The following is a 21,272-nucleotide window of genomic DNA, read 5'->3' on the forward strand; positions in this document are numbered from 1 at the left end:
TGGCCGTACCGTTGGCGCGGGCGTGGTTGCTAAAGTTCTCGGCTAATTGCTGATAACATTTGACGCAATGCGCAATAAAAGGGCATCATTTGATGCCCTTTTTGCACGCTTTCACGCCAGAACCTGGCTCATCAGTGATTATTTTTGTCATAATCATTGCTGAGACAGGCTCTGCAGAGAGCGTATAATCCGAAAAGCGAATTAGCATTTCGATTTGGTTTGCCTCGCGATCGCGGGGTGAAAATGTTTGTAGAATACTTCTGACAGGTTGGTTTATGAGTGCGAATACCGAAGCTCAAGGGAGCGGGCGCGGCCTGGAAGCGATGAAATGGGTAGTAGTAGCCGTTCTGCTGATCGTAGCGATTGTCGGCAACTACCTTTATCGTGACATTATGCTGCCGCTACGCGCGCTTGCAGTGGTAATTCTGATTGCTGCAGCGGGTGGTGTCGCGCTGTTGACGACGAAAGGCAAAGCGACTGTCGCTTTTGCCCGCGAAGCGCGTACCGAAGTCCGCAAGGTAATTTGGCCGACTCGCCAGGAAACATTGCACACCACGCTGATCGTAGCGGCGGTTACCGCTGTAATGTCACTGATCCTGTGGGGACTGGATGGTATTCTGGTTCGCCTGGTATCCTTTATCACTGGCCTGAGGTTCTGAGATGTCTGAAGCCCCTAAAAAGCGCTGGTACGTCGTTCAGGCGTTTTCCGGTTTTGAAGGCCGCGTAGCCACGTCGCTGCGTGAGCATATCAAATTACACAACATGGAAGAGTTGTTTGGCGAAGTTATGGTTCCAACCGAAGAAGTGGTTGAGATCCGTGGCGGCCAGCGTCGCAAAAGCGAGCGCAAATTCTTCCCGGGTTACGTGCTGGTTCAGATGGTTATGAACGACGCGAGCTGGCACCTGGTGCGCAGCGTACCGCGCGTGATGGGCTTTATCGGCGGCACGTCTGACCGTCCGGCGCCAATCAGCGACAAAGAAGTTGATGCGATTATGAACCGCCTGCAGCAGGTAGGTGATAAGCCGCGTCCGAAAACGCTGTTTGAACCGGGTGAAATGGTTCGTGTTAATGACGGTCCGTTTGCTGACTTTAATGGCGTGGTTGAAGAAGTGGACTACGAGAAGTCCCGCCTGAAAGTTTCTGTTTCTATCTTCGGTCGTGCGACCCCGGTAGAACTGGACTTTGCCCAGGTAGAAAAAGCCTAAGCAGCGATCAAAAAAGCGACGATTTAATCGTTGCACAAGGCGCGGGATTGGAATACAATTTCGCGCCTTTTGTTTTTATGGGTCTCGGCCCGTAAAACGAATTTTATTCACGGGGAGCCTCCCTGAGGCGCTATTACCCAATCAGAGGATTTTAGAATGGCTAAGAAAGTACAAGCCTACGTCAAGCTGCAGGTTGCAGCTGGTATGGCGAACCCAAGTCCACCAGTTGGTCCAGCTCTGGGTCAGCAGGGTGTGAACATCATGGAATTCTGTAAAGCGTTCAACGCAAAAACTGAATCCCTGGAAAAAGGTCTGCCAATCCCAGTCGTAATCACTGTTTACGCTGACCGTTCTTTCACTTTCGTTACCAAAACCCCTCCAGCAGCAGTTCTGCTGAAGAAAGCGGCTGGTATCAAGTCTGGTTCCGGTAAACCGAACAAAGACAAAGTGGGTAAAATTTCCCGCGCTCAGCTGCAGGAAATCGCGCAGACCAAAGCTGCCGACATGACTGGTGCCGACATTGAAGCGATGACTCGCTCCATCGAAGGTACTGCACGTTCCATGGGCCTGGTAGTGGAGGACTAAGAAATGGCTAAACTGACCAAGCGCATGTCCGTGATCCGTGACAAAGTTGATGCGACCAAACAGTACGACATCAACGAAGCTATCGCTCTGCTGAAAGAACTGGCAACTGCTAAGTTCGTTGAAAGCGTTGACGTTGCCGTTAACCTGGGCATCGACGCTCGTAAATCCGATCAGAACGTTCGTGGCGCAACTGTACTGCCACACGGTACTGGCCGTTCCGTTCGCGTAGCTGTATTTGCTCAGGGTGCAAACGCTGAAGCTGCTAAAGCTGCCGGTGCTGAACTGGTAGGTATGGAAGATCTGGCTGATCAGATCAAGAAAGGCGAAATGAACTTTGACGTTGTTATCGCATCTCCAGATGCAATGCGCGTTGTTGGCCAGCTGGGCCAGGTTCTGGGTCCACGCGGCCTGATGCCAAACCCGAAAGTTGGTACTGTAACTCCTAACGTTGCTGAAGCGGTTAAGAACGCTAAAGCGGGTCAGGTTCGTTATCGTAACGACAAAAACGGCATCATCCACACCACCATCGGTAAAGTGGACTTTGACGCTGACAAACTGAAAGAAAACCTGGAAGCTCTGCTGGTTGCGCTGAAAAAAGCAAAACCAACTCAGGCGAAAGGCGTGTACATCAAGAAAGTTAGCATCTCCACCACTATGGGTGCAGGTGTTGCAGTTGACCAGGCTGGCCTGAGCGCTGCTGCAAACTAATGCCTTTACGTGGGCGGTGATTTTGTCTACAATCTTACCCCCACGTTTGCTAACGAAAGTTAGCGGCTAAAAGAATTGTTCGTTGGAGCCTGGCCTATCCAGGCCTCCGTCGAAGACCGCAGGTGTCTCGAAAGAGACTTAATCCCCTGCGTAGACGGTGACAGAACGCTAAGATTATTTTTAATACTCTGGCTTGTTTCTGCTCACCGTATTAAGACGCTCTTCCCGTTGGGAAGAGTGAAGTGAGTTCCGGAACATGAGTTCCGGCAAACATCCAGGAGCAAAGCTAATGGCTTTAAATCTTCAAGACAAACAAGCGATTGTTGCTGAAGTCAGCGAAGTAGCCAAAGGCGCGCTGTCTGCAGTAGTTGCGGATTCCCGTGGCGTTACTGTAGACAAAATGACTGAACTGCGTAAAGCAGGTCGTGAAGCTGGCGTATACATGCGTGTTGTTCGTAACACCCTGCTGCGCCGCGTAGTTGAAGGTACTCAGTTCGAGTGCCTGAAAGACACGTTTGTTGGTCCGACCCTGATTGCATACTCTATGGAACACCCGGGCGCTGCTGCTCGTCTGTTCAAAGAGTTCGCGAAAGCGAATGCAAAATTTGAGGTCAAAGCTGCAGCCTTTGAAGGTGAGTTGATCCCGGCATCGCAAATCGATCGCCTGGCAACCCTGCCGACCTACGAAGAAGCAATTGCACGCCTGATGGCAACCATGAAAGAAGCTGCGGCTGGCAAACTGGTTCGCACTCTGGCTGCTGTACGCGATGCGAAAGAAGCTGCTTAATTGCAGTTATCTTTATAAAGCATTTGCTTACGTATAAACTTATTCTGATTTTCAGGAACAATTTAAATGTCTATCACTAAAGATCAAATCATTGAAGCAGTAGCAGCTATGTCCGTAATGGACGTTGTAGAGCTGGTTTCTGCAATGGAAGAAAAATTCGGTGTTTCTGCTGCTGCTGCTGTAGCTGTAGCTGCTGGCCCGGCTGAAGCTGCTGAAGAAAAAACTGAATTCGACGTAATTCTGAAAGCTGCTGGCGCGAACAAAGTTGCTGTTATCAAAGCAGTACGTGGCGCAACTGGCCTGGGTCTGAAAGAAGCTAAAGACCTGGTAGAATCTGCTCCAGCTGCGCTGAAAGAAGGCGTGAGCAAAGACGACGCAGAAGCACTGAAAAAATCTCTGGAAGAAGCTGGCGCTGAAGTTGAAGTTAAATAAGCCAACTTTTCTGGTTGCAGCCTAAGCAATTAGGCTGATGGCTGGTGACTTTTTAGTCACCAGCCTTTTTGCGCTGTAAGGCATCAGTAGCATTTCACACTGTTTGACTGCTGATTGTCCTGACAATGCTTGTTTCTATCGACGACTTAATATACTGCGACAGAGTGCTCGCTCTGTGTAAATCGCAATGAAATGGTTTAAGCGTGATAGCAACAGGTATTGCGGAAAGTATTCAATTTTCCGGTCCACAAAATGGTGTTGCACAAACTGTCCCTTCGTCGGACAGATGGGTCGACTTGTCAGCGAGCTGAGGAACCCTATGGTTTACTCCTATACCGAGAAAAAACGTATTCGTAAGGATTTTGGTAAACGTCCACAAGTTCTGGACATTCCATATCTCCTTTCTATCCAGCTTGACTCGTTCCAGAAGTTTATCGAGCAAGATCCTGAAGGGCAGTACGGTCTGGAAGCAGCCTTCCGTTCCGTGTTCCCGATTCAGAGCTACAGCGGTAACTCCGAGCTGCAGTACGTCAGCTACCGCCTTGGCGAACCGGTGTTTGACGTTCAGGAATGTCAGATCCGTGGCGTGACCTATTCCGCACCGCTGCGCGTAAAACTGCGTCTGGTGATCTACGAGCGCGAAGCGCCGGAAGGCACCGTAAAAGACATTAAAGAACAAGAAGTCTACATGGGTGAGATTCCACTCATGACAGACAACGGTACTTTCGTCATCAACGGTACTGAGCGTGTTATCGTTTCCCAGCTGCATCGTAGCCCGGGCGTCTTCTTCGACAGCGATAAAGGTAAAACACACTCTTCCGGTAAAGTACTGTATAACGCACGCATCATTCCTTACCGTGGTTCATGGCTGGACTTCGAGTTCGATCCAAAAGACAACCTGTTTGTCCGTATCGACCGTCGTCGTAAACTGCCTGCAACCATCATTCTGCGTGCACTGAACTATACCACTGAGCAGATCCTGGACCTGTTCTTTGAGAAAGTGATCTTTGAAATCCGCGACAACAAGCTGCAGATGGAGCTGGTGCCGGAACGTCTGCGTGGTGAGACCGCGTCGTTCGACATCGAAGCCGACGGCAAAGTGTATGTGGAAAAAGGTCGCCGTATCACCGCGCGCCACATCCGCCAGCTGGAAAAAGATGATATCAAACACATCGAAGTTCCGGTTGAATACATTGCAGGAAAAGTAGCCGCGAAAGATTACGTTGATGAATCAACTGGCGAGCTGATCTGCCCGGCTAACATGGAGCTGAGCCTGGATCTGCTGGCTAAGCTGAGCCAGTCTGGCCACAAACGTATCGAAACGCTGTTCACCAACGATCTGGACCACGGTCCGTACATCTCTGAGACTGTACGCGTCGACCCAACGACCGATCGTCTGAGCGCGCTGGTCGAAATCTACCGCATGATGCGTCCTGGTGAGCCACCAACGCGCGAAGCGGCTGAAAGCCTGTTCGAGAACCTGTTCTTCTCCGAAGACCGCTACGATCTGTCCGCGGTAGGTCGTATGAAGTTCAACCGTTCTCTGCTGCGCGATGAAATCGAAGGTTCCGGTATCCTGAGCAAAGACGACATCATCGAAGTGATGAAGAAGCTCATCGATATCCGTAACGGTAAAGGCGAAGTGGACGATATCGACCACCTCGGCAACCGTCGTATCCGCTCCGTAGGCGAAATGGCGGAAAATCAGTTCCGCGTTGGCCTGGTACGTGTAGAGCGTGCGGTGAAAGAGCGTCTGTCTCTGGGCGATCTGGATACCCTGATGCCTCAGGATATGATCAACGCCAAGCCGATTTCTGCAGCAGTGAAAGAGTTCTTCGGTTCCAGCCAGCTGTCTCAGTTCATGGACCAGAACAACCCGCTGTCTGAGATTACGCACAAACGTCGTATCTCCGCACTCGGCCCGGGCGGTCTGACCCGTGAACGTGCAGGCTTCGAAGTTCGAGACGTACACCCGACGCACTACGGTCGCGTATGTCCAATCGAAACGCCTGAAGGTCCAAACATCGGTCTGATCAACTCCCTGTCCGTTTACGCACAGACGAACGAATACGGTTTCCTCGAGACCCCGTACCGTAAAGTGACTGACGGTGTTGTTACCGACGAAATTCACTACCTGTCTGCTATCGAAGAAGGCAACTACGTTATCGCTCAGGCGAACTCCAACCTGGATGACGAAGGCCACTTTGTAGAAGATTTGGTTACCTGCCGTAGCAAAGGCGAATCCAGCTTGTTCAGCCGCGACCAGGTTGACTACATGGACGTTTCCACCCAGCAGGTGGTATCCGTCGGTGCGTCCCTGATCCCGTTCCTGGAACACGATGACGCCAACCGTGCATTGATGGGTGCGAACATGCAACGTCAGGCCGTTCCAACTCTGCGTGCTGATAAGCCGCTGGTTGGTACCGGTATGGAACGTGCTGTTGCCGTTGACTCCGGTGTTACTGCAGTTGCTAAGCGTGGCGGTACCGTTCAGTACGTCGACGCATCCCGTATCGTTATCAAAGTTAACGAAGACGAGATGTATCCGGGCGAAGCGGGTATCGACATCTACAACCTGACCAAATACACCCGTTCTAACCAGAACACCTGTATCAACCAGATGCCTTGCGTATCTCTGGGTGAGCCAGTTGAGCGCGGCGACGTGCTGGCAGACGGTCCGTCCACCGACCTCGGTGAACTGGCGCTCGGTCAGAACATGCGCGTAGCGTTCATGCCGTGGAACGGTTACAACTTCGAAGACTCCATCCTCGTCTCCGAGCGTGTGGTTCAGGAAGATCGTTTCACCACCATCCACATTCAGGAACTGGCCTGTGTGTCCCGTGACACCAAGCTGGGGCCAGAAGAGATCACTGCCGACATCCCTAACGTGGGTGAAGCTGCGCTCTCCAAACTGGATGAATCCGGTATTGTTTACATCGGTGCGGAAGTGACCGGCGGCGACATTCTGGTTGGTAAGGTTACGCCGAAAGGTGAAACCCAGCTGACGCCAGAAGAGAAACTGCTGCGTGCAATCTTCGGTGAGAAAGCGTCTGACGTTAAAGACTCTTCTCTGCGCGTACCAAACGGTGTTTCCGGTACGGTTATCGACGTTCAGGTCTTCACTCGTGATGGCGTTGAGAAAGATAAGCGTGCGCTGGAAATCGAAGAGATGCAGCTCAAGCAGGCTAAGAAAGACCTGTCTGAAGAACTGCAGATCCTCGAAGCGGGTCTATTCAGCCGTATTTATGCGGTGCTGGTTGCCGGTGGCGTTGAAGCTGAGAAGCTCGACAAACTGCCACGCGATCGCTGGCTGGAACTGGGCCTGACCGACGAAGAGAAACAAAATCAGCTGGAACAGCTGGCTGAGCAGTATGACGAACTGAAACACGAGTTCGAGAAAAAACTCGAAGCGAAACGCCGCAAAATCACTCAGGGCGACGATCTGGCACCAGGCGTGCTGAAGATTGTTAAGGTGTATCTGGCCGTTAAACGTCAGATCCAGCCTGGTGATAAGATGGCAGGTCGTCACGGTAACAAGGGTGTTATCTCTAAGATCAACCCGATCGAAGATATGCCGCACGATGCTAACGGTACGCCGGTAGATATCGTACTGAACCCACTGGGCGTACCGTCTCGTATGAACATCGGTCAGATTCTGGAAACCCACCTGGGTATGGCTGCGAAAGGTATTGGCGACAAGATCAACGCCATGCTGAAACAGCAGCAGGAAGTCGCGAAACTGCGCGAATTCATCCAGCGTGCCTACGATCTGGGTACCGATGTGCGTCAGAAAGTCGACCTGAACACCTTCAGCGATGAAGAAGTGCTGCGTCTGGCAGAGAACCTGCGCAAAGGTATGCCAATTGCAACGCCGGTATTCGACGGTGCAAAAGAAGCTGAAATTAAAGAGCTGCTGCAACTGGGTGGTCTGCCAACGTCTGGTCAGATTACGCTGTTTGACGGCCGTACCGGTGAACAGTTTGAGCGTCCAGTAACCGTTGGTTACATGTACATGCTGAAACTGAACCACCTGGTCGACGACAAGATGCACGCTCGTTCTACCGGTTCTTACAGCCTGGTTACTCAGCAGCCGCTGGGTGGTAAGGCACAGTTCGGTGGTCAGCGCTTCGGGGAGATGGAAGTGTGGGCGCTGGAAGCATACGGCGCGGCATACACCCTGCAGGAAATGCTCACTGTTAAGTCTGATGACGTGAACGGTCGTACCAAGATGTATAAAAACATCGTGGACGGCAACCATCAGATGGAGCCGGGCATGCCAGAATCCTTCAACGTACTGTTGAAAGAGATTCGTTCGCTGGGTATCAACATCGAACTGGAAGACGAGTAATTCTCGCTCAAACAGGTCACTGCTGTCGGGTTAACGCCCGACAGCAGAGTGTGCTAACTCCGACGGGAGCAAATCCGTGAAAGACTTATTAAAGTTTCTGAAAGCGCAAACTAAAACCGAAGAGTTTGATGCGATCAAAATTGCTCTGGCTTCGCCAGACATGATCCGTTCATGGTCTTTCGGTGAAGTTAAAAAGCCGGAAACCATCAACTACCGTACGTTCAAACCTGAGCGTGACGGCCTTTTCTGTGCACGTATTTTCGGGCCAGTAAAAGATTACGAGTGCCTGTGCGGTAAGTACAAGCGCCTGAAACACCGTGGTGTGATCTGTGAGAAGTGCGGCGTTGAAGTGACCCAGACCAAAGTACGCCGTGAGCGTATGGGCCACATCGAGCTGGCGTCTCCGACTGCTCACATCTGGTTCCTGAAATCTCTGCCGTCCCGTATCGGCCTGCTGCTGGATATGCCGCTGCGCGATATCGAACGTGTACTGTACTTCGAATCTTATGTGGTTATCGAAGGCGGGATGACGAACCTGGAACGTCACCAGATCCTGACTGAAGAGCAGTATCTGGACGCGCTGGAAGAGTTCGGTGACGAATTCGACGCGAAGATGGGTGCGGAAGCTATTCAGGCCCTGCTGAAGAGCATGGATCTGGAGCAAGAGTGCGAGCAGCTGCGTGAAGAGCTGAACGAAACTAACTCCGAAACCAAGCGTAAAAAGCTGACCAAGCGTATCAAACTGCTGGAAGCGTTCGTTCAGTCTGGTAACAAACCAGAGTGGATGATCCTGACCGTTCTGCCGGTTCTGCCGCCAGATCTGCGTCCGCTGGTTCCGCTGGATGGTGGTCGTTTCGCAACGTCCGATCTGAACGATCTGTATCGTCGCGTGATCAACCGTAACAACCGTCTGAAACGTCTGCTGGATCTGGCTGCGCCGGATATCATCGTACGCAACGAAAAACGTATGCTGCAGGAAGCGGTAGATGCCCTGCTGGATAACGGTCGTCGTGGTCGTGCGATCACCGGTTCTAACAAACGTCCTCTGAAATCTTTGGCCGACATGATCAAAGGTAAACAGGGTCGTTTCCGTCAGAACCTGCTCGGTAAGCGTGTTGACTACTCCGGTCGTTCTGTAATCACCGTAGGTCCATACCTGCGTCTGCATCAGTGCGGTCTGCCGAAGAAAATGGCACTGGAGCTGTTCAAACCGTTCATCTACGGCAAGCTGGAGCTGCGAGGACTCGCCACTACCATCAAAGCCGCTAAGAAAATGGTTGAGCGTGAAGAAGCTGTCGTTTGGGATATCCTGGACGAAGTGATCCGCGAACACCCGGTACTGCTGAACCGTGCACCAACACTGCACCGTCTGGGTATCCAGGCATTTGAGCCAGTCCTGATTGAAGGTAAAGCTATCCAGCTGCACCCGCTGGTCTGTGCGGCTTATAACGCCGACTTCGATGGTGACCAGATGGCTGTTCACGTACCGCTGACGCTGGAAGCCCAGCTCGAAGCGCGTGCGCTGATGATGTCTACCAACAACATCCTGTCTCCAGCGAACGGTGAGCCAATCATCGTTCCTTCTCAGGACGTTGTATTGGGTCTGTACTACATGACCCGTGACTGTGTTAACGCCAAAGGCGAAGGCATGGTGCTGACTGGCCCGAAAGAAGCTGAGCGTATTTATCGCGCTGGCCTGGCCTCTCTGCATGCGCGTGTTAAAGTGCGTATCACCGAATACGAAAAAGATGCAAACGGCGAATTCGTTGCGAAAACCAGCCTGAAAGACACGACCGTTGGCCGTGCCATTCTGTGGATGATCGTACCGAAAGGTCTGCCTTTCTCCATCGTCAACCAGGCGCTGGGTAAGAAAGCGATCTCCAAAATGCTGAACACCTGTTACCGCATTCTGGGTCTGAAGCCGACCGTTATCTTCGCTGACCAGACAATGTATACCGGCTTTGCTTATGCAGCGCGTTCAGGTGCATCTGTTGGTATCGATGACATGGTCATCCCAGAGAAGAAACACGAGATCATCTCTGAAGCGGAAGCTGAAGTTGCGGAAATCCAGGAGCAGTTCCAGTCTGGTCTGGTCACCGCGGGCGAACGTTACAACAAAGTTATCGATATCTGGGCTGCGGCGAACGATCGTGTATCCAAAGCGATGATGGATAACCTGCAAACCGAAACCGTGATTAACCGTGACGGCGTAGAAGAGCAGCAGGTTTCCTTCAACAGCATCTACATGATGGCCGACTCCGGTGCGCGTGGTTCTGCGGCACAGATTCGTCAGCTGGCAGGTATGCGTGGTCTGATGGCGAAGCCGGATGGCTCCATCATCGAAACGCCAATCACCGCGAACTTCCGTGAAGGTCTGAACGTACTCCAGTACTTCATCTCCACGCACGGTGCGCGTAAAGGTCTGGCGGATACCGCACTGAAAACAGCGAACTCCGGTTATCTGACGCGTCGTCTGGTTGACGTTGCGCAGGATCTGGTTGTGACCGAAGACGATTGTGGCACCCTCGAAGGTATCACCATGACCCCGGTTATCGAGGGTGGTGATGTTAAAGAGCCGCTGCGCGATCGCGTACTGGGTCGTGTAACCGCGGAAGACATCCTGAAGCCGGGCACCGCAGACATTCTGGTTCCACGCAACACGCTGCTGCACGAACAGTGGTGTGACCTGCTGGAAGCGAACTCTGTTGACTCCGTGAAAGTGCGTTCCGTTGTATCCTGTGACACCGACTTTGGTGTATGTGCGCACTGCTACGGTCGTGACCTGGCGCGTGGCCACATCATCAACAAAGGTGAAGCCATTGGCGTTATCGCGGCACAGTCCATCGGTGAGCCGGGTACACAGCTGACGATGCGTACGTTCCACATCGGTGGCGCGGCATCTCGTGCGGCTGCTGAATCCAGCATCCAGGTGAAAAACAAAGGTAGCATCAAGCTCAGCAACGCGAAATCGGTTGTGAACTCCAGCGGTAAACTGGTTATCACTTCTCGTAACACCGAGCTGAAGCTGATCGACGAATTCGGTCGTACCAAAGAGAGCTATAAAGTGCCTTACGGTGCTGTTATGGCGAAAGGTGATGGCGAGCAGGTTGCCGGCGGTGAAACCGTTGCAAACTGGGATCCACACACCATGCCGGTTATCACCGAAGTAAGTGGTTTCATCCGCTTTACTGACATGATCGACGGCCAGACCATTACTCGTCAGACCGACGAGCTGACCGGTCTGTCTTCTCTGGTGGTTCTGGATTCTGCAGAACGTACTACCGGTGGTAAAGATCTGCGTCCTGCGCTGAAAATCGTTGATGCTCAGGGTAACGACGTTCTGATCCCGGGTACCGATATGCCTGCGCAGTACTTCCTGCCGGGTAAAGCGATTGTACAGCTGGAAGATGGCGTACAGATCAGCTCTGGTGACACCCTGGCGCGTATTCCTCAGGAATCCGGCGGTACCAAGGACATCACCGGTGGTCTGCCACGCGTTGCGGACCTGTTCGAAGCACGTCGTCCGAAAGAGCCTGCAATCCTGGCTGAAATCAGCGGCATCATCTCCTTCGGTAAAGAGACCAAAGGCAAGCGCCGTCTGGTTATCACGCCAGTAGATGGCAGCGAGCCGTACGAAGAGATGATTCCTAAGTGGCGTCAGCTCAACGTGTTCGAAGGCGAACGTGTAGAACGTGGTGACGTGGTTTCCGACGGTCCAGAAGCGCCGCACGATATCCTGCGTCTTCGTGGTGTGCATGCTGTTACTCGTTACATTGTTAACGAAGTACAGGACGTATACCGCCTGCAGGGCGTTAAGATTAACGATAAGCACATCGAAGTTATCGTTCGTCAGATGCTGCGTAAAGCAACCATCGAAAACGCGGGCAGCTCCGACTTCCTGGAAGGCGAGCAGGTTGAATACTCACGCGTTAAGATCGCTAACCGCGATCTCGAAGCGAATGGCAAAATCGGTGCGACCTTCGCACGCGATCTGCTGGGTATCACCAAAGCGTCTCTGGCAACCGAGTCCTTCATCTCTGCAGCATCGTTCCAGGAGACGACTCGTGTCCTGACCGAAGCCGCTGTTGCAGGTAAACGTGATGAACTGCGTGGTCTGAAAGAGAACGTCATCGTGGGTCGTCTGATCCCGGCCGGTACCGGTTATGCGTACCACCAGGATCGTATGCGTCGTCGCGCAGCGGGCGAACTGCCAGCTGCACCGCAGGTTACTGCTGAAGATGCCTCCGCTAGCCTTGCAGAACTGCTGAACGCAGGTCTGGGCGGTTCCGACAACGAGTAATCGTTGATGCCGTAAATAAAAAACCCGCCTCGGCGGGTTTTTTTATATCTGCATGTCTTTAATTCACTAGCGGGATGCGTCGATAAAGCTCAATCATATCGCCCGCCAGATCCTGAATAACCATCGCGTTCATCAGGTGGTCCTGAGAATGAACGGTGATCAGATTAACCGGCAGTTTCCCGGTTCCTTCGTCAAGGCCGATAAGCTGCGTCTGGATCGTATGCGCGTGCTTCACATATTCGCGCGACTCTTCCATCGCTTTCTCAGCTTCGTCAAACTCACCTTTACGCGCCATCTGCAGGGCCGTCAGGGCCGCGCTGCGTGCCGCACCTGCATTGACCAGCAGTTCCATGATCGTGGTTTCTAAGTCGTCCATTATGACTCCAGCAGCTTGAGCGCTTTTTCCAGTACGGCATCGCCTTTCATCATGCCGTAATCCATCATGTCGATCACCGCGACCTTTTTGCCCAGCGGGTCGGCCTGCGCTTGCAGTTTAGCCTGCTCGTATTTAACCTGTGGCCCCAGCAATACGATGTCGGCCGTCGCGATGTTGTCTTTAAACTCCGCAACCGGAACGGCTTTAATGGTGACTTCAACCCCTTTTTTCTGCGCGGCGTCTTTCATACGTTGAACCAGCATGCTGGTTGACATTCCCGCTGCACAGCATAAAACGATGTTCTTCATAATCAGCCTCGATCTACATGTGTTTATTGATAATTATCTCGCACAGAGGGCTTCAACAACCGCTTTACCACGATTGTGTGTCAGGCATCACAAAGAAACCGGCGAATTTCTGAAACCGGTTACAATTTGTATGACCGTCAACCTCACCCGTGGGGAACGGGCGGGCTGTGAGGTGGGGAATTAGCTGATGGCTGTTCGGATAATGCGGTTTTTACCCTGCCGTTTCGCGCTGTAGAGGGCACTATCAACGCTTTCGACAAATTGTTCCAGCGGTTCGAAGTGCCATTCACCGAGACCCGCACTGAACGTGACGTGCAGGTTTTCTTCCCGCCAGGCGCGCCTTTCAACGGCGGTGCGCCATGCATCAAGCAATGAGAATGCGGCAGCGATCTGCTCGGCCTGGAAGATCACCGCGAACTCTTCGCCACCGTAGCGGTAGACCGAGACGTTGTGGGGCTGCATTATCTGGATCCCCTCACGCGCCACGTTACGCAGGACGATATCACCGCTCAGGTGTCCCCACGTGTCGTTAATTGACTTGAAGTTATCAATATCAACCAGCGCCATCGCGAAAGGCTGGTGGGCGCTTAATAATTCCTCTACATCGCTATCGAACGCACGGCGGTTTTTGCAGCCCGTCAGCGCATCGTGAGTGGCCTGGCGGACATATGCCATCTCACGCTCTTTATTGGACTGGATGGTGTGGCTCAGCATCGCTTCCAGACGCGGTGCCTGGCTGACATCGCCCGTTTTGATCGCGTTGATAATGGTCATCAGCACGGTACGTGAGGCATGGCGCAGATAGAGGCCGAAGAGAATGATAATGATGGCCGCCAGCGCGAAACCCCAGCCTACGATCGTCGTTTCGTGGCGGGTAATATCGGTAAGCGTTGCGCCAGAGACCCGGTAGATAACAAACCAGTCCGGGTTTGTGAAAGAGTAGTAGTAATACCAGGCGTTGGTTTTCTTGTCGTAGAGATGGCCTTCGCCGCTGGTCATTTTGTCCATCAGCGCTTCGCTCACGTACTGTTTGAAGAGCGCGCCAGTATCAGGGTGCAGCACGACGGCGCCATCACGTTCGACGACGAAGAATTCCCCCTGAACAGGGGCGACCATCTGACGCAGGGTGTAGCCCATTGACGTCAAATCAAGATGAAACGCGAGCGTGCCCTTAAGGCGGCCTTCTGGTGAAATTAACGGCTTATAGACGGTTACCGTCGGGTGGCCGGTGAAGTAATCCATATAGGGGCGGGTATAGTGGCTAAAGATACTGGCTTCAGCCTGGGCGACAAACCACGGCCGCGTCCGGGGATCGAAAGTTTTGCTCTTTTCCGTGGGGAGCACTTCCGGCGCGCGCAGATAATGTCCCTGCGTGTCTGCCAGCGAGATGGATGATACGGTCGGCATCAGATTCTGCAAATGCATCATCATCTGCAGACCTTGCGTCGGGTTAAGGTTGAGGGTCTCGTTTAGCTTGTCGTCGCGCGCAAAGTAGATGGCGGAGCGTCCCAGAATATAGTCATTTTCACGCAGGATAGACTCGGTGTAGTTCACCGCAAGGTTATGGGTGAAATTCCCATTAATCTTATGATAGTCCTCAAGAAAATCCTTTTGTTGCGAAAGCGTGACCACGACTGCGATCAGCGCAAAACTGCACAGGATCCCCGCGAAGCTAAGCATGATTGGCCGGGTAAAAGAGAGCTTTTTGCTGTGAAGTGCCATGAGTTGTACATCGATCCTGATGGTGAATACTTTTCGTCTGCCGATATCCTCTCAGCATAGTCGCTGTCCTGCGGTTAGCGGTGAATTATACGGAACCCGATTTAAGACGAGATGATTTATCTTAAGAATCACTAAGAAATACCTTATTCATGCCATGTCGCCCATCTTATACACGGAGTCTGAGGCAGGGCGAAACGAGGAAGAAGCTTTTCGCCCTGGTCAGCGTCCGTTGCTGACCTGATGACAATAAAAAACCGGACGATCGCTGACAATCATCCGGTTTTGCCTTTCCGTAGCGCCTCGACAATTTTTTACCGTGTTGCAGTGCGTTTCATCGTCATTGCGAGGCTCTTCCCAGCCAGCTGTCCCAGTCTTTCCAGACAGGCTGCAGACCCTGTGCCGTCAGGGCGGCGGCAACGGTTTCTGGACGCCGTCCGTCATGCGGTGCAAACTGCTCCAGCTCCGGATGGTCGTCTGCATACCCGCCCGGCTGCGTTTTGGAAAACGCGCTGACGTTGTTAATCGCAAGGGGAATGACGCGATCGCGAAACGCCGGGGACTCACGTGTTGAGAGCGATAATTCTACTTCCGGGGCGAGCAGGCGAAACGCGCAGATGGTCTGCACCAGCTGGCGCTCATCCATCAGCGAAGCCGGTTCAATGCCTCCTGCGCAGGGGCGAAGGCGCGGGAAGGAGATGGAGTATCGGGTTTGCCAGTAGTGTTGCTGCAGCCACAGCAGATGTTCTGCCACCATGTAGCAATCAACCCGCCAGCTGTCTGAAAGCCCAATTAGCGCCCCCAGCCCGATTTTGTCGATCCCGGCACGGCCCAGCCTGTCCGGCGTTTCCAGCCGGAAGAAGAAATCCTGCTTCTTCCCCTTCAGGTGATGCCGGGCGTACGTCGTCTCGTGGTAAGTTTCCTGATAGACCATGACCCCATCCAGCCCGAGCGTTTTTAACTCTGCATACTCGTCCTGCGACAGGGGCTGAACCTCCATCTGCAACGACGCAAACTCCCGACGTATCGCCGGAAGATGCTGACGGAAGTAGTCCATTCCCACTTTCCCCTGATGCTCGCCCGTAACCAGCAGAAGATGCTCAAACCCCATTTCACGAATGGCGGCACACTCGCGTGCGATCTCCTCTTCATCGAGCGTTTTCCGCTTGATGCGGTTGCTCATGGAGAAACCACAGTAGGTACAGTCGTTGGCGCACAGGTTCGAAAGATAGAGCGGGACGTAGAAGCTTACCGTGTTGCCAAACCGTTGCCGGGTGAGGCGCTGAGCGCGCTGTGCCATCGGTTCAAGGTAGGCGCTGGCTGCCGGAGAGAGCAGGGCCATCAGATCCTCACGGGTCAAATGACGGGCATTCAGCGCGCGTTCCACGTCAGCCGCCGTTTTGCTGTTGATGCGCAGGGCAATGTCGTCCCAGTTAAGCTCGCGCCAGCGCTCGGTAAACGTGCTCATGAGAGCGCCTCCAGAAAACCGGTCAGCGGGCTGGTAGCCTGTGCCTGGAAACTGCGTGAGCCGGGACCTGATTCTCTGGCCAGCACGCCAGCCTCCACGGCAAGACGGAACGCGCGCGCCATCATCACCGGATCGTCAGCTACCGCAATCGCGGTATTCACCAGCACCGCGTCGGCACCCATCTCCAGCGCCTGCGCGGCGTGGCTGGGAACGCCGATGCCCGCATCCACCACCACCGGCACGGTCGCCTGCTCGATGATGATCTCCAGCATTGCGCGGGTTTCCAGCCCCTGATTGGAGCCAATGGGGGCGCCCAGGGGCATGACGGCGGCGCAGCCGACCTCTTCCAGACGCTTACACAGCACGGGATCCGCGCCGCAGTAAGGCAGAACGGTAAACCCCTGCTGCACCAGCTTTTCTGCCGCTTTCAGCGTCTCGATCGGGTCGGGCAGCAGCCAGCGGGCATCCGGGTGAATTTCCAGCTTCAGCCAGCGGGTGCCGAGCGCTTCCCGCGCCAGCTGTGCGGCGAAAATCGCCTCTTCGGCCGTTTTGGCGCCGGAGGTGTTAGGCAGCAGCGTGACGCCAGCTTCAAGCAACGGTGCAAGAATGGCATCGCTGTGATGACGCAGATCCACGCGCTTAAGCGCCAGCGTCACCAGCTGGCTGCCGCTTTCGCGAATGGCATCCACCATCAGCTGTGGCGAGGCGAATTTTCCGGTTCCGGTAAACAGATGCGAATCAAAGACTTTATCGGCAATACGTAACATATCAGCCCCCTGCGATAACCTGAAACAGCAGGATCTGGTCGCCTTCATTGACCTGCTGATGTTCCCACTGCTCGCGCGGCAGGATCTGTTGATTGAGCGCCAGCGCCGTTCCCGGCTTAAGCTGGCGTAATTTATCGAGCAGTACGGCAACGGTAAGCCCGTCGTCGCAGCTCATCGGCTCATCGTTAAACAGAATGCGCATCGCGGCCTCCGCATACCGGGCAGCGGCTGGCGCGGTGTAGCGCCAGATGGCGCCAGCCGCTGGAGCGGGCGTCGAACAGGCGCAGCGTGTTGCGCTCCGTCTCCATGCCGCTGAGCAGCTTGATGGCCTCCAGCGCCTGCAGCGTGCCCATCACGCCCACCACCGGACCAAGCACACCCGCCGTGCGGCAGTTGCGCGCTGGCTCGGCATCGTCCGGCCACAGGCAACGGTAGCAGCCCTGCGCCCACGGCGGCGTCAGGACCATCATCTGCCCGCCGAACCCCACCGCGCTGGCGGTGATCAGCGGCGTATTCTCTGCCACGCAGGCGGCGTTGATGGCCTGACGCGTCGCCATATTATCGGTGCAGTCCAGCACCGCGTCGGCAAGGGCGACTTCACGCTGCAAATGTTCACCGCTCAGCCGCGTCTGAAGTGCAATCAGTTCGATATCGGGGTTGAGCTGATTCAGCCTCTGGCGCGTAACTTGCGCTTTAGGCTGGTTGACATCGTCTGTCGTGAAGAGGATTTGCCGCTGCAGGTTGCTGAGGTGCACTTCGTCGTCATCGGCCAGCACCAGCGTGCCCACGCCCGCACCGGCCAGATAGAGCGCGGCGGGCGCGCCTAATCCTCCCAGGCCAACAATCAGCACCCGGCTGGCGAGCAGCTTTTGCTGCCCGTCGATGGCGATATCTTCCAGCAGGATCTGACGGCTGTAGCGCATAAAATCGCGGTCATTCATTGCCAGCTCCTGCCAGCTGTAAAAGCTGTTCGGTGGCGGACCGCCAGTCTGCGGCCTGGGTGATGGCGCTGACGACGGCGATACTGCCGACGCCGGTCTCCAGCACTGCCGGGGCGCGTTCAAGGCTGATTCCGCCAATGGCGACGGTCGGGTAATCGGCAAGGCGCTTAACGTGACTCGCCAGCTGCGTCAGCCCCTGCGGCGCCGAGGGCATCTGCTTGGTTTGCGTCGGGAAGACGTGACCCAGCGCGATGTAAGAGGGGCGGGCCGTCAGCGCCACGTCGATCTCCATGTCATCGTGTGTTGAAACGCCAAGGCGCAGGCCAGCCTGGCGGATGGCGTTCAAATCGGTGGTTTCCAGGTCCTCCTGACCCAAATGGACACCATACGCCTGGTGCTTAATCGCCAGTCGCCAGTAATCGTTGATAAACAGACGCGCGTCGTAACGGCGTCCCAGCGTGATGGCGGCGACCACATCGGCCTCTACCTCTTCATCGCGCTTATCCTTGATGCGCAGCTGGAGGGTGCGAACGCCGGCCTCAAGCAGGCGTTCGATCCACTCCACGCTGTCCACCACCGGATAGAGCCCTAAACGGAAGGGCACGGAGGGGAAATCAGGCTGGTACATTACGCCTCCTCTTTTTTGAGGTAGATTTCGCCGCCTTTCGCGCGGAAGGTTTCTGACATGTCCGCCATGCCGACTTCAATGGTCTGCGCGGCGGCGTAGTCGCGCACCTCCTGGCTAATTTTCATCGAGCAGAACTTCGGCCCGCACATGGAGCAGAAGTGCGCCACCTTACCCGATTCCTGCGGCAGGGTTTCATCGTGGTAGGCGCGGGCGGTGAAGGGATCGAGCGCCAGGTTAAACTGGTCTTCCCAGCGGAATTCAAAGCGCGCTTTGGACATGGCGTTGTCGCGGATTTGCGCACCCGGGTGGCCTTTCGCCAGATCCGCCGCGTGGGCGGCAATCTTGTAGGTAATCAGCCCCTGCTTCACGTCCTCTTTGTTAGGCAGGCCGAGGTGCTCTTTCGGCGTCACGTAGCAGAGCATGGCGCAGCCGAACCAGCCGATCATTGCCGCCCCAATGCCTGACGTGAAGTGGTCATAGCCCGGCGCAATATCGGTCGTCAATGGCCCCAGGGTGTAGAACGGCGCTTCGTGGCAGTGTTCCAGCTCCTCGGTCATGTTGCGGCGGATCATCTGCATCGGCACGTGGCCCGGGCCTTCAATCATTACCTGCACGTCATACTCCCAGGCGATTTTGGTCAGTTCGCCCAGCGTGTGCAGCTCGGCAAACTGCGCTTCGTCGTTGGCGTCGCGAATTGAGCCCGGACGCAGGCCGTCGCCCAGCGACAGCGAGACGTCATAGGCGGCGCAGATTTCGCAGATCTCGCGGAAGTGCTCGTAGAGGAAGTTTTCCTGATGATGGGACAGGCACCACTTCGCCATAATGGAACCGCCGCGCGAGACGATGCCGGTCAGACGCTTCGCCGTCATCGGCACATAGCGCAGCAGCACGCCTGCGTGAATGGTGAAGTAGTCCACACCCTGTTCCGCCTGCTCCAGCAGCGTGTCGCGGAACGCTTCCCAGGTGAGGTTTTCGGCGATGCCGTTGACCTTCTCCAGCGCCTGATAAATCGGGACGGTACCGATCGGCACCGGGCTGTTACGCAGGATCCATTCGCGGGTTTCGTGGATGTAGCGGCCAGTAGAAAGATCCATTACCGTATCCGCGCCCCAGCGCGTTGACCAGACCAGCTTTTCCACCTCTTCTTCGATGGATGACGTCACCGCCGAGTTGCCGATGTTGGCATTGACCTTCACCAGGAAGTTACGGCCGATAATCATCGGCTCGGATTCCGGATGGTTAATGTTGGCGGGGATAATAGCGCGGCCTGCGGCCACTTCGTCGCGCACAAACTCTGGCGTGATGTTTTCCGGCAGGCGAGCGCCAAAGCCTTCGCCCGGATGCTGGTGGCGCAATATTTCGCTGCGGATGCGCTCACGGCCCATGTTTTCACGGATGGCGATGAACTCCATCTCCGGCGTGACGATGCCCTGGCGCGCATAGTGCAACTGGGTCACGCATTTGCCCGCTCTGGCGCGTTTTGGCGTCAGCAGGCCGGTAAAGCGCAGCTCGTCCAGACCGTCGTCGGCCAGACGTTCTTTGGTATACGCAGAGCTGCGCACGCTCAGCTCTTCGCAGTCGTTACGCGCGTCAATCCACGGCTGGCGTAGCTTTGCCAAGCCCTGCTGGACATTGATGGCAACATCAGGGTCACCGTACGGGCCTGAGGTGTCATACACCGGCACGGCTTCGTTGTCTTCGTACTGCGGGTTCTCTTTGCTGCCGCCAATAAGCGTCGGGCTAAGCTGGATTTCACGCATCGGCACGCGGATATCGGCCTGCGAGCCGGTGATGTAGATACGTTTCGAGTTTGGGAAGGCGGTCCCTTCCAGGGTATCGATGAAGCGTTGGGCGTGTTCGCGCTGTTCGCGACGGGTCAATTTAGCGATAGACATAGCTCATTCCAAAAGTGAAGGACATGGCTTGTCAGACGACGGATGAAGCAAGAGAAGATCGCCCAGGGGCGATTCAACAGCAGTGTAACTCTTGTTCCCTTCGCAGGTATTAGCCTGATCAGGTTCCGCGGATCCCGAATTAACGGTCTCAGCCCGCGCGTTCAGGCGCTGGGCACTCCGACAAGAAAAATCCCCCTCCGTAGAGGGGCGAATGGTTGTAAATTACTCGTTAACGATTAAGAACTCAAGCCGGGCGCACGACGTTATCTTCGTGGCTGACGTCCAGGCCGTTATCCAGGGCGAGGGCGATCAGCTTATCTTCCAGCGTGAATCGCTCTTCCAGCGCTTCGCCAAGGTCGGAAAGCGCCTGCTGGAACTCAAGATAATTATCGTGATCGATGGCATTCTCGAGCGTGGAATCGTAGTAATCCATAATCTGCTGGGTATTGGCTTCCAGTAGTGGACAAAGTTTGCTGGCCGCTAAACAGGGATTTGTGCCTTCCATTTCGCGGATAATACGTTCATAAATGTTGAAATGGCCGTCGGAAAGGTAGTCGACCAGGCTCTGACAAAAATCATCCAGCGCTTTTTCGTTCAGCCGCATAAAGGATTCTTTGCCAGGCTTAAGACCGACCAGATTGTAATACGCCACGAGGAGATGCTTGCGTACATGTAGCCAGCGATCCACCAGTGTGTTACTTCCTCCAACGCGCTCCGTCAGGCTTTCTAGCTGGTTTAACATGGTCGACTCCGCAAAGTTTAGAATGGGATCTACTTATCCAAAATGTAACCACAATGCTAACA

Annotated in this window: 18 protein-coding genes and 1 riboswitch; of the genes, 8 read left to right on the plus strand and 10 right to left on the minus strand. The window is 54.6% G+C overall.

The features are described from left to right. Positions 1-275 precede the first annotated feature (275 nt). The 8 genes from secE (at position 276) to rpoC (ending at position 12,366) form a co-directional block, all read left to right on the plus strand. Positions 276-659: a preprotein translocase subunit SecE gene (gene secE, locus AB8818_RS22265; protein ID WP_013094999.1), complete on the plus strand. Its 384-nt coding sequence runs from the start codon at positions 276-278 to the stop codon at positions 657-659. Position 660: 1 nt separating this feature from the next. Then, positions 661-1,206, plus strand: coding sequence for a transcription termination/antitermination protein NusG (nusG, locus tag AB8818_RS22270; protein WP_003862341.1), 546 nt, complete (start codon positions 661-663; stop codon positions 1,204-1,206). A gap of 156 nt (positions 1,207-1,362) precedes the next feature. Beyond that, positions 1,363-1,791, plus strand: a complete 429-nt coding sequence (rplK, locus tag AB8818_RS22275) for a 50S ribosomal protein L11 (protein WP_008503452.1) — start codon at positions 1,363-1,365, stop codon at positions 1,789-1,791. A gap of 3 nt (positions 1,792-1,794) precedes the next feature. Next, a complete protein-coding gene (gene rplA / locus AB8818_RS22280; RefSeq protein ID WP_006810530.1) occupies positions 1,795-2,499 on the plus strand; it encodes a 50S ribosomal protein L1 in 705 nt (234 codons plus the stop codon). Positions 2,500-2,788: 289 nt separating this feature from the next. Then, entirely contained in the window at positions 2,789-3,286 is a 498-nt protein-coding gene (rplJ, locus tag AB8818_RS22285; RefSeq protein ID WP_003862338.1) for a 50S ribosomal protein L10, read from the plus strand. 66 nt (positions 3,287-3,352) lie between these two features. After that, on the plus strand, positions 3,353-3,718 hold the full coding sequence (gene rplL / locus AB8818_RS22290) for a 50S ribosomal protein L7/L12 (RefSeq protein ID WP_002445276.1): 366 nt from the start codon (positions 3,353-3,355) through the stop codon (positions 3,716-3,718). A gap of 319 nt (positions 3,719-4,037) precedes the next feature. Next, positions 4,038-8,066, plus strand: a complete 4,029-nt coding sequence (gene rpoB / locus AB8818_RS22295) for a DNA-directed RNA polymerase subunit beta (protein WP_061096566.1) — start codon at positions 4,038-4,040, stop codon at positions 8,064-8,066. A 76-nt stretch (positions 8,067-8,142) separates the two neighbouring features. Next, positions 8,143-12,366, plus strand: coding sequence for a DNA-directed RNA polymerase subunit beta' (rpoC, locus tag AB8818_RS22300; protein WP_116344079.1), 4,224 nt, complete (start codon positions 8,143-8,145; stop codon positions 12,364-12,366). A 58-nt stretch (positions 12,367-12,424) separates the two neighbouring features. Here the strand turns inward: rpoC and AB8818_RS22305 are convergent, their stop codons facing one another. The 10 genes from AB8818_RS22305 to AB8818_RS22350 all read right to left on the minus strand — a co-directional run bounded on the left by AB8818_RS22305 (position 12,425) and on the right by AB8818_RS22350 (position 21,210). Continuing rightward, positions 12,425-12,742 (minus strand): PTS lactose/cellobiose transporter subunit IIA, encoded by a 318-nt coding sequence (locus AB8818_RS22305; protein ID WP_116344078.1) that lies wholly within the window; start codon positions 12,740-12,742, stop codon positions 12,425-12,427. Then, positions 12,742-13,050, minus strand: a complete 309-nt coding sequence (locus AB8818_RS22310) for a PTS sugar transporter subunit IIB (RefSeq protein ID WP_010425948.1) — start codon at positions 13,048-13,050, stop codon at positions 12,742-12,744. The genes AB8818_RS22305 and AB8818_RS22310 overlap by 1 nt, the downstream gene beginning before the upstream one ends. Positions 13,051-13,230: 180 nt before the next feature. Then, positions 13,231-14,772: a sensor domain-containing diguanylate cyclase gene (locus AB8818_RS22315; RefSeq protein WP_163331139.1), complete on the minus strand. Its 1,542-nt coding sequence runs from the start codon at positions 14,770-14,772 to the stop codon at positions 13,231-13,233. Positions 14,773-15,109: 337 nt separating this feature from the next. Further along, positions 15,110-16,237 carry a 2-iminoacetate synthase ThiH gene (gene thiH, locus AB8818_RS22320; protein ID WP_116344076.1) on the minus strand — a complete coding sequence of 376 codons (1,128 nt, stop codon included), beginning with the start codon at positions 16,235-16,237 and terminating at the stop codon, positions 15,110-15,112. Then, positions 16,234-17,004 (minus strand): thiazole synthase, encoded by a 771-nt coding sequence (gene thiG / locus AB8818_RS22325; protein WP_116344075.1) that lies wholly within the window; start codon positions 17,002-17,004, stop codon positions 16,234-16,236. The genes thiH and thiG overlap by 4 nt, the downstream gene beginning before the upstream one ends. Position 17,005: 1 nt before the next feature. Further along, a complete protein-coding gene (gene thiS, locus AB8818_RS22330) occupies positions 17,006-17,206 on the minus strand; it encodes a sulfur carrier protein ThiS (RefSeq protein WP_163331138.1) in 201 nt (66 codons plus the stop codon). After that, positions 17,190-17,945, minus strand: a complete 756-nt coding sequence (locus AB8818_RS22335) for a HesA/MoeB/ThiF family protein (protein ID WP_116344073.1) — start codon at positions 17,943-17,945, stop codon at positions 17,190-17,192. The genes thiS and AB8818_RS22335 overlap by 17 nt, the downstream gene beginning before the upstream one ends. Next, positions 17,938-18,573: a thiamine phosphate synthase gene (thiE, locus tag AB8818_RS22340; RefSeq protein ID WP_163331137.1), complete on the minus strand. Its 636-nt coding sequence runs from the start codon at positions 18,571-18,573 to the stop codon at positions 17,938-17,940. Before thiE ends, AB8818_RS22335 begins: the two co-directional genes overlap by 8 nt. Beyond that, positions 18,573-20,468 (minus strand): phosphomethylpyrimidine synthase ThiC, encoded by a 1,896-nt coding sequence (gene thiC / locus AB8818_RS22345; RefSeq protein ID WP_192985211.1) that lies wholly within the window; start codon positions 20,466-20,468, stop codon positions 18,573-18,575. The genes thiE and thiC overlap by 1 nt, the downstream gene beginning before the upstream one ends. 78 nt (positions 20,469-20,546) lie before the next feature. Continuing rightward, positions 20,547-20,658, minus strand: a riboswitch (TPP riboswitch). 54 nt (positions 20,659-20,712) lie between these two features. Further along, positions 20,713-21,210, minus strand: a complete 498-nt coding sequence (locus AB8818_RS22350; protein WP_061096558.1) for an Rsd/AlgQ family anti-sigma factor — start codon at positions 21,208-21,210, stop codon at positions 20,713-20,715. Between the last annotated feature and the right edge of the window lie 62 nt (positions 21,211-21,272).

The organism is Enterobacter sp. KB-280D8, from assembly GCF_041399405.1.
Classification (GTDB): Bacteria; Pseudomonadota; Gammaproteobacteria; order Enterobacterales; family Enterobacteriaceae; genus Enterobacter; species Enterobacter cloacae_N.

Excerpts from the sequence above, each read along its gene's own strand:
- AB8818_RS22350 (WP_061096558.1), bottom strand. The coding sequence starts at position 21,210 with ATGTTAAACCAGCTAGAAAGCCTGACGGAGCGCGTTGGAGGAAGTAAC.
- AB8818_RS22335 (WP_116344073.1), bottom strand. The coding sequence starts at position 17,945 with ATGAATGACCGCGATTTTATGCGCTACAGCCGTCAGATCCTGCTGGAA.
- AB8818_RS22310 (WP_010425948.1), bottom strand. The coding sequence starts at position 13,050 with ATGAAGAACATCGTTTTATGCTGTGCAGCGGGAATGTCAACCAGCATG.
- thiE (WP_163331137.1), bottom strand. The coding sequence starts at position 18,573 with ATGTACCAGCCTGATTTCCCCTCCGTGCCCTTCCGTTTAGGGCTCTAT.
- AB8818_RS22305 (WP_116344078.1), bottom strand. The coding sequence starts at position 12,742 with ATGGACGACTTAGAAACCACGATCATGGAACTGCTGGTCAATGCAGGT.
- rplA (WP_006810530.1), top strand. The coding sequence starts at position 1,795 with ATGGCTAAACTGACCAAGCGCATGTCCGTGATCCGTGACAAAGTTGAT.
- rplK (WP_008503452.1), top strand. The coding sequence starts at position 1,363 with ATGGCTAAGAAAGTACAAGCCTACGTCAAGCTGCAGGTTGCAGCTGGT.
- thiH (WP_116344076.1), bottom strand. The coding sequence starts at position 16,237 with ATGAGCACGTTTACCGAGCGCTGGCGCGAGCTTAACTGGGACGACATT.
- thiG (WP_116344075.1), bottom strand. The coding sequence starts at position 17,004 with ATGTTACGTATTGCCGATAAAGTCTTTGATTCGCATCTGTTTACCGGA.
- thiC (WP_192985211.1), bottom strand. The coding sequence starts at position 20,468 with ATGTCTATCGCTAAATTGACCCGTCGCGAACAGCGCGAACACGCCCAA.
- rplL (WP_002445276.1), top strand. The coding sequence starts at position 3,353 with ATGTCTATCACTAAAGATCAAATCATTGAAGCAGTAGCAGCTATGTCC.
- thiS (WP_163331138.1), bottom strand. The coding sequence starts at position 17,206 with ATGCGCATTCTGTTTAACGATGAGCCGATGAGCTGCGACGACGGGCTT.
- rpoB (WP_061096566.1), top strand. The coding sequence starts at position 4,038 with ATGGTTTACTCCTATACCGAGAAAAAACGTATTCGTAAGGATTTTGGT.
- nusG (WP_003862341.1), top strand. The coding sequence starts at position 661 with ATGTCTGAAGCCCCTAAAAAGCGCTGGTACGTCGTTCAGGCGTTTTCC.
- AB8818_RS22315 (WP_163331139.1), bottom strand. The coding sequence starts at position 14,772 with ATGGCACTTCACAGCAAAAAGCTCTCTTTTACCCGGCCAATCATGCTT.
- secE (WP_013094999.1), top strand. The coding sequence starts at position 276 with ATGAGTGCGAATACCGAAGCTCAAGGGAGCGGGCGCGGCCTGGAAGCG.
- rplJ (WP_003862338.1), top strand. The coding sequence starts at position 2,789 with ATGGCTTTAAATCTTCAAGACAAACAAGCGATTGTTGCTGAAGTCAGC.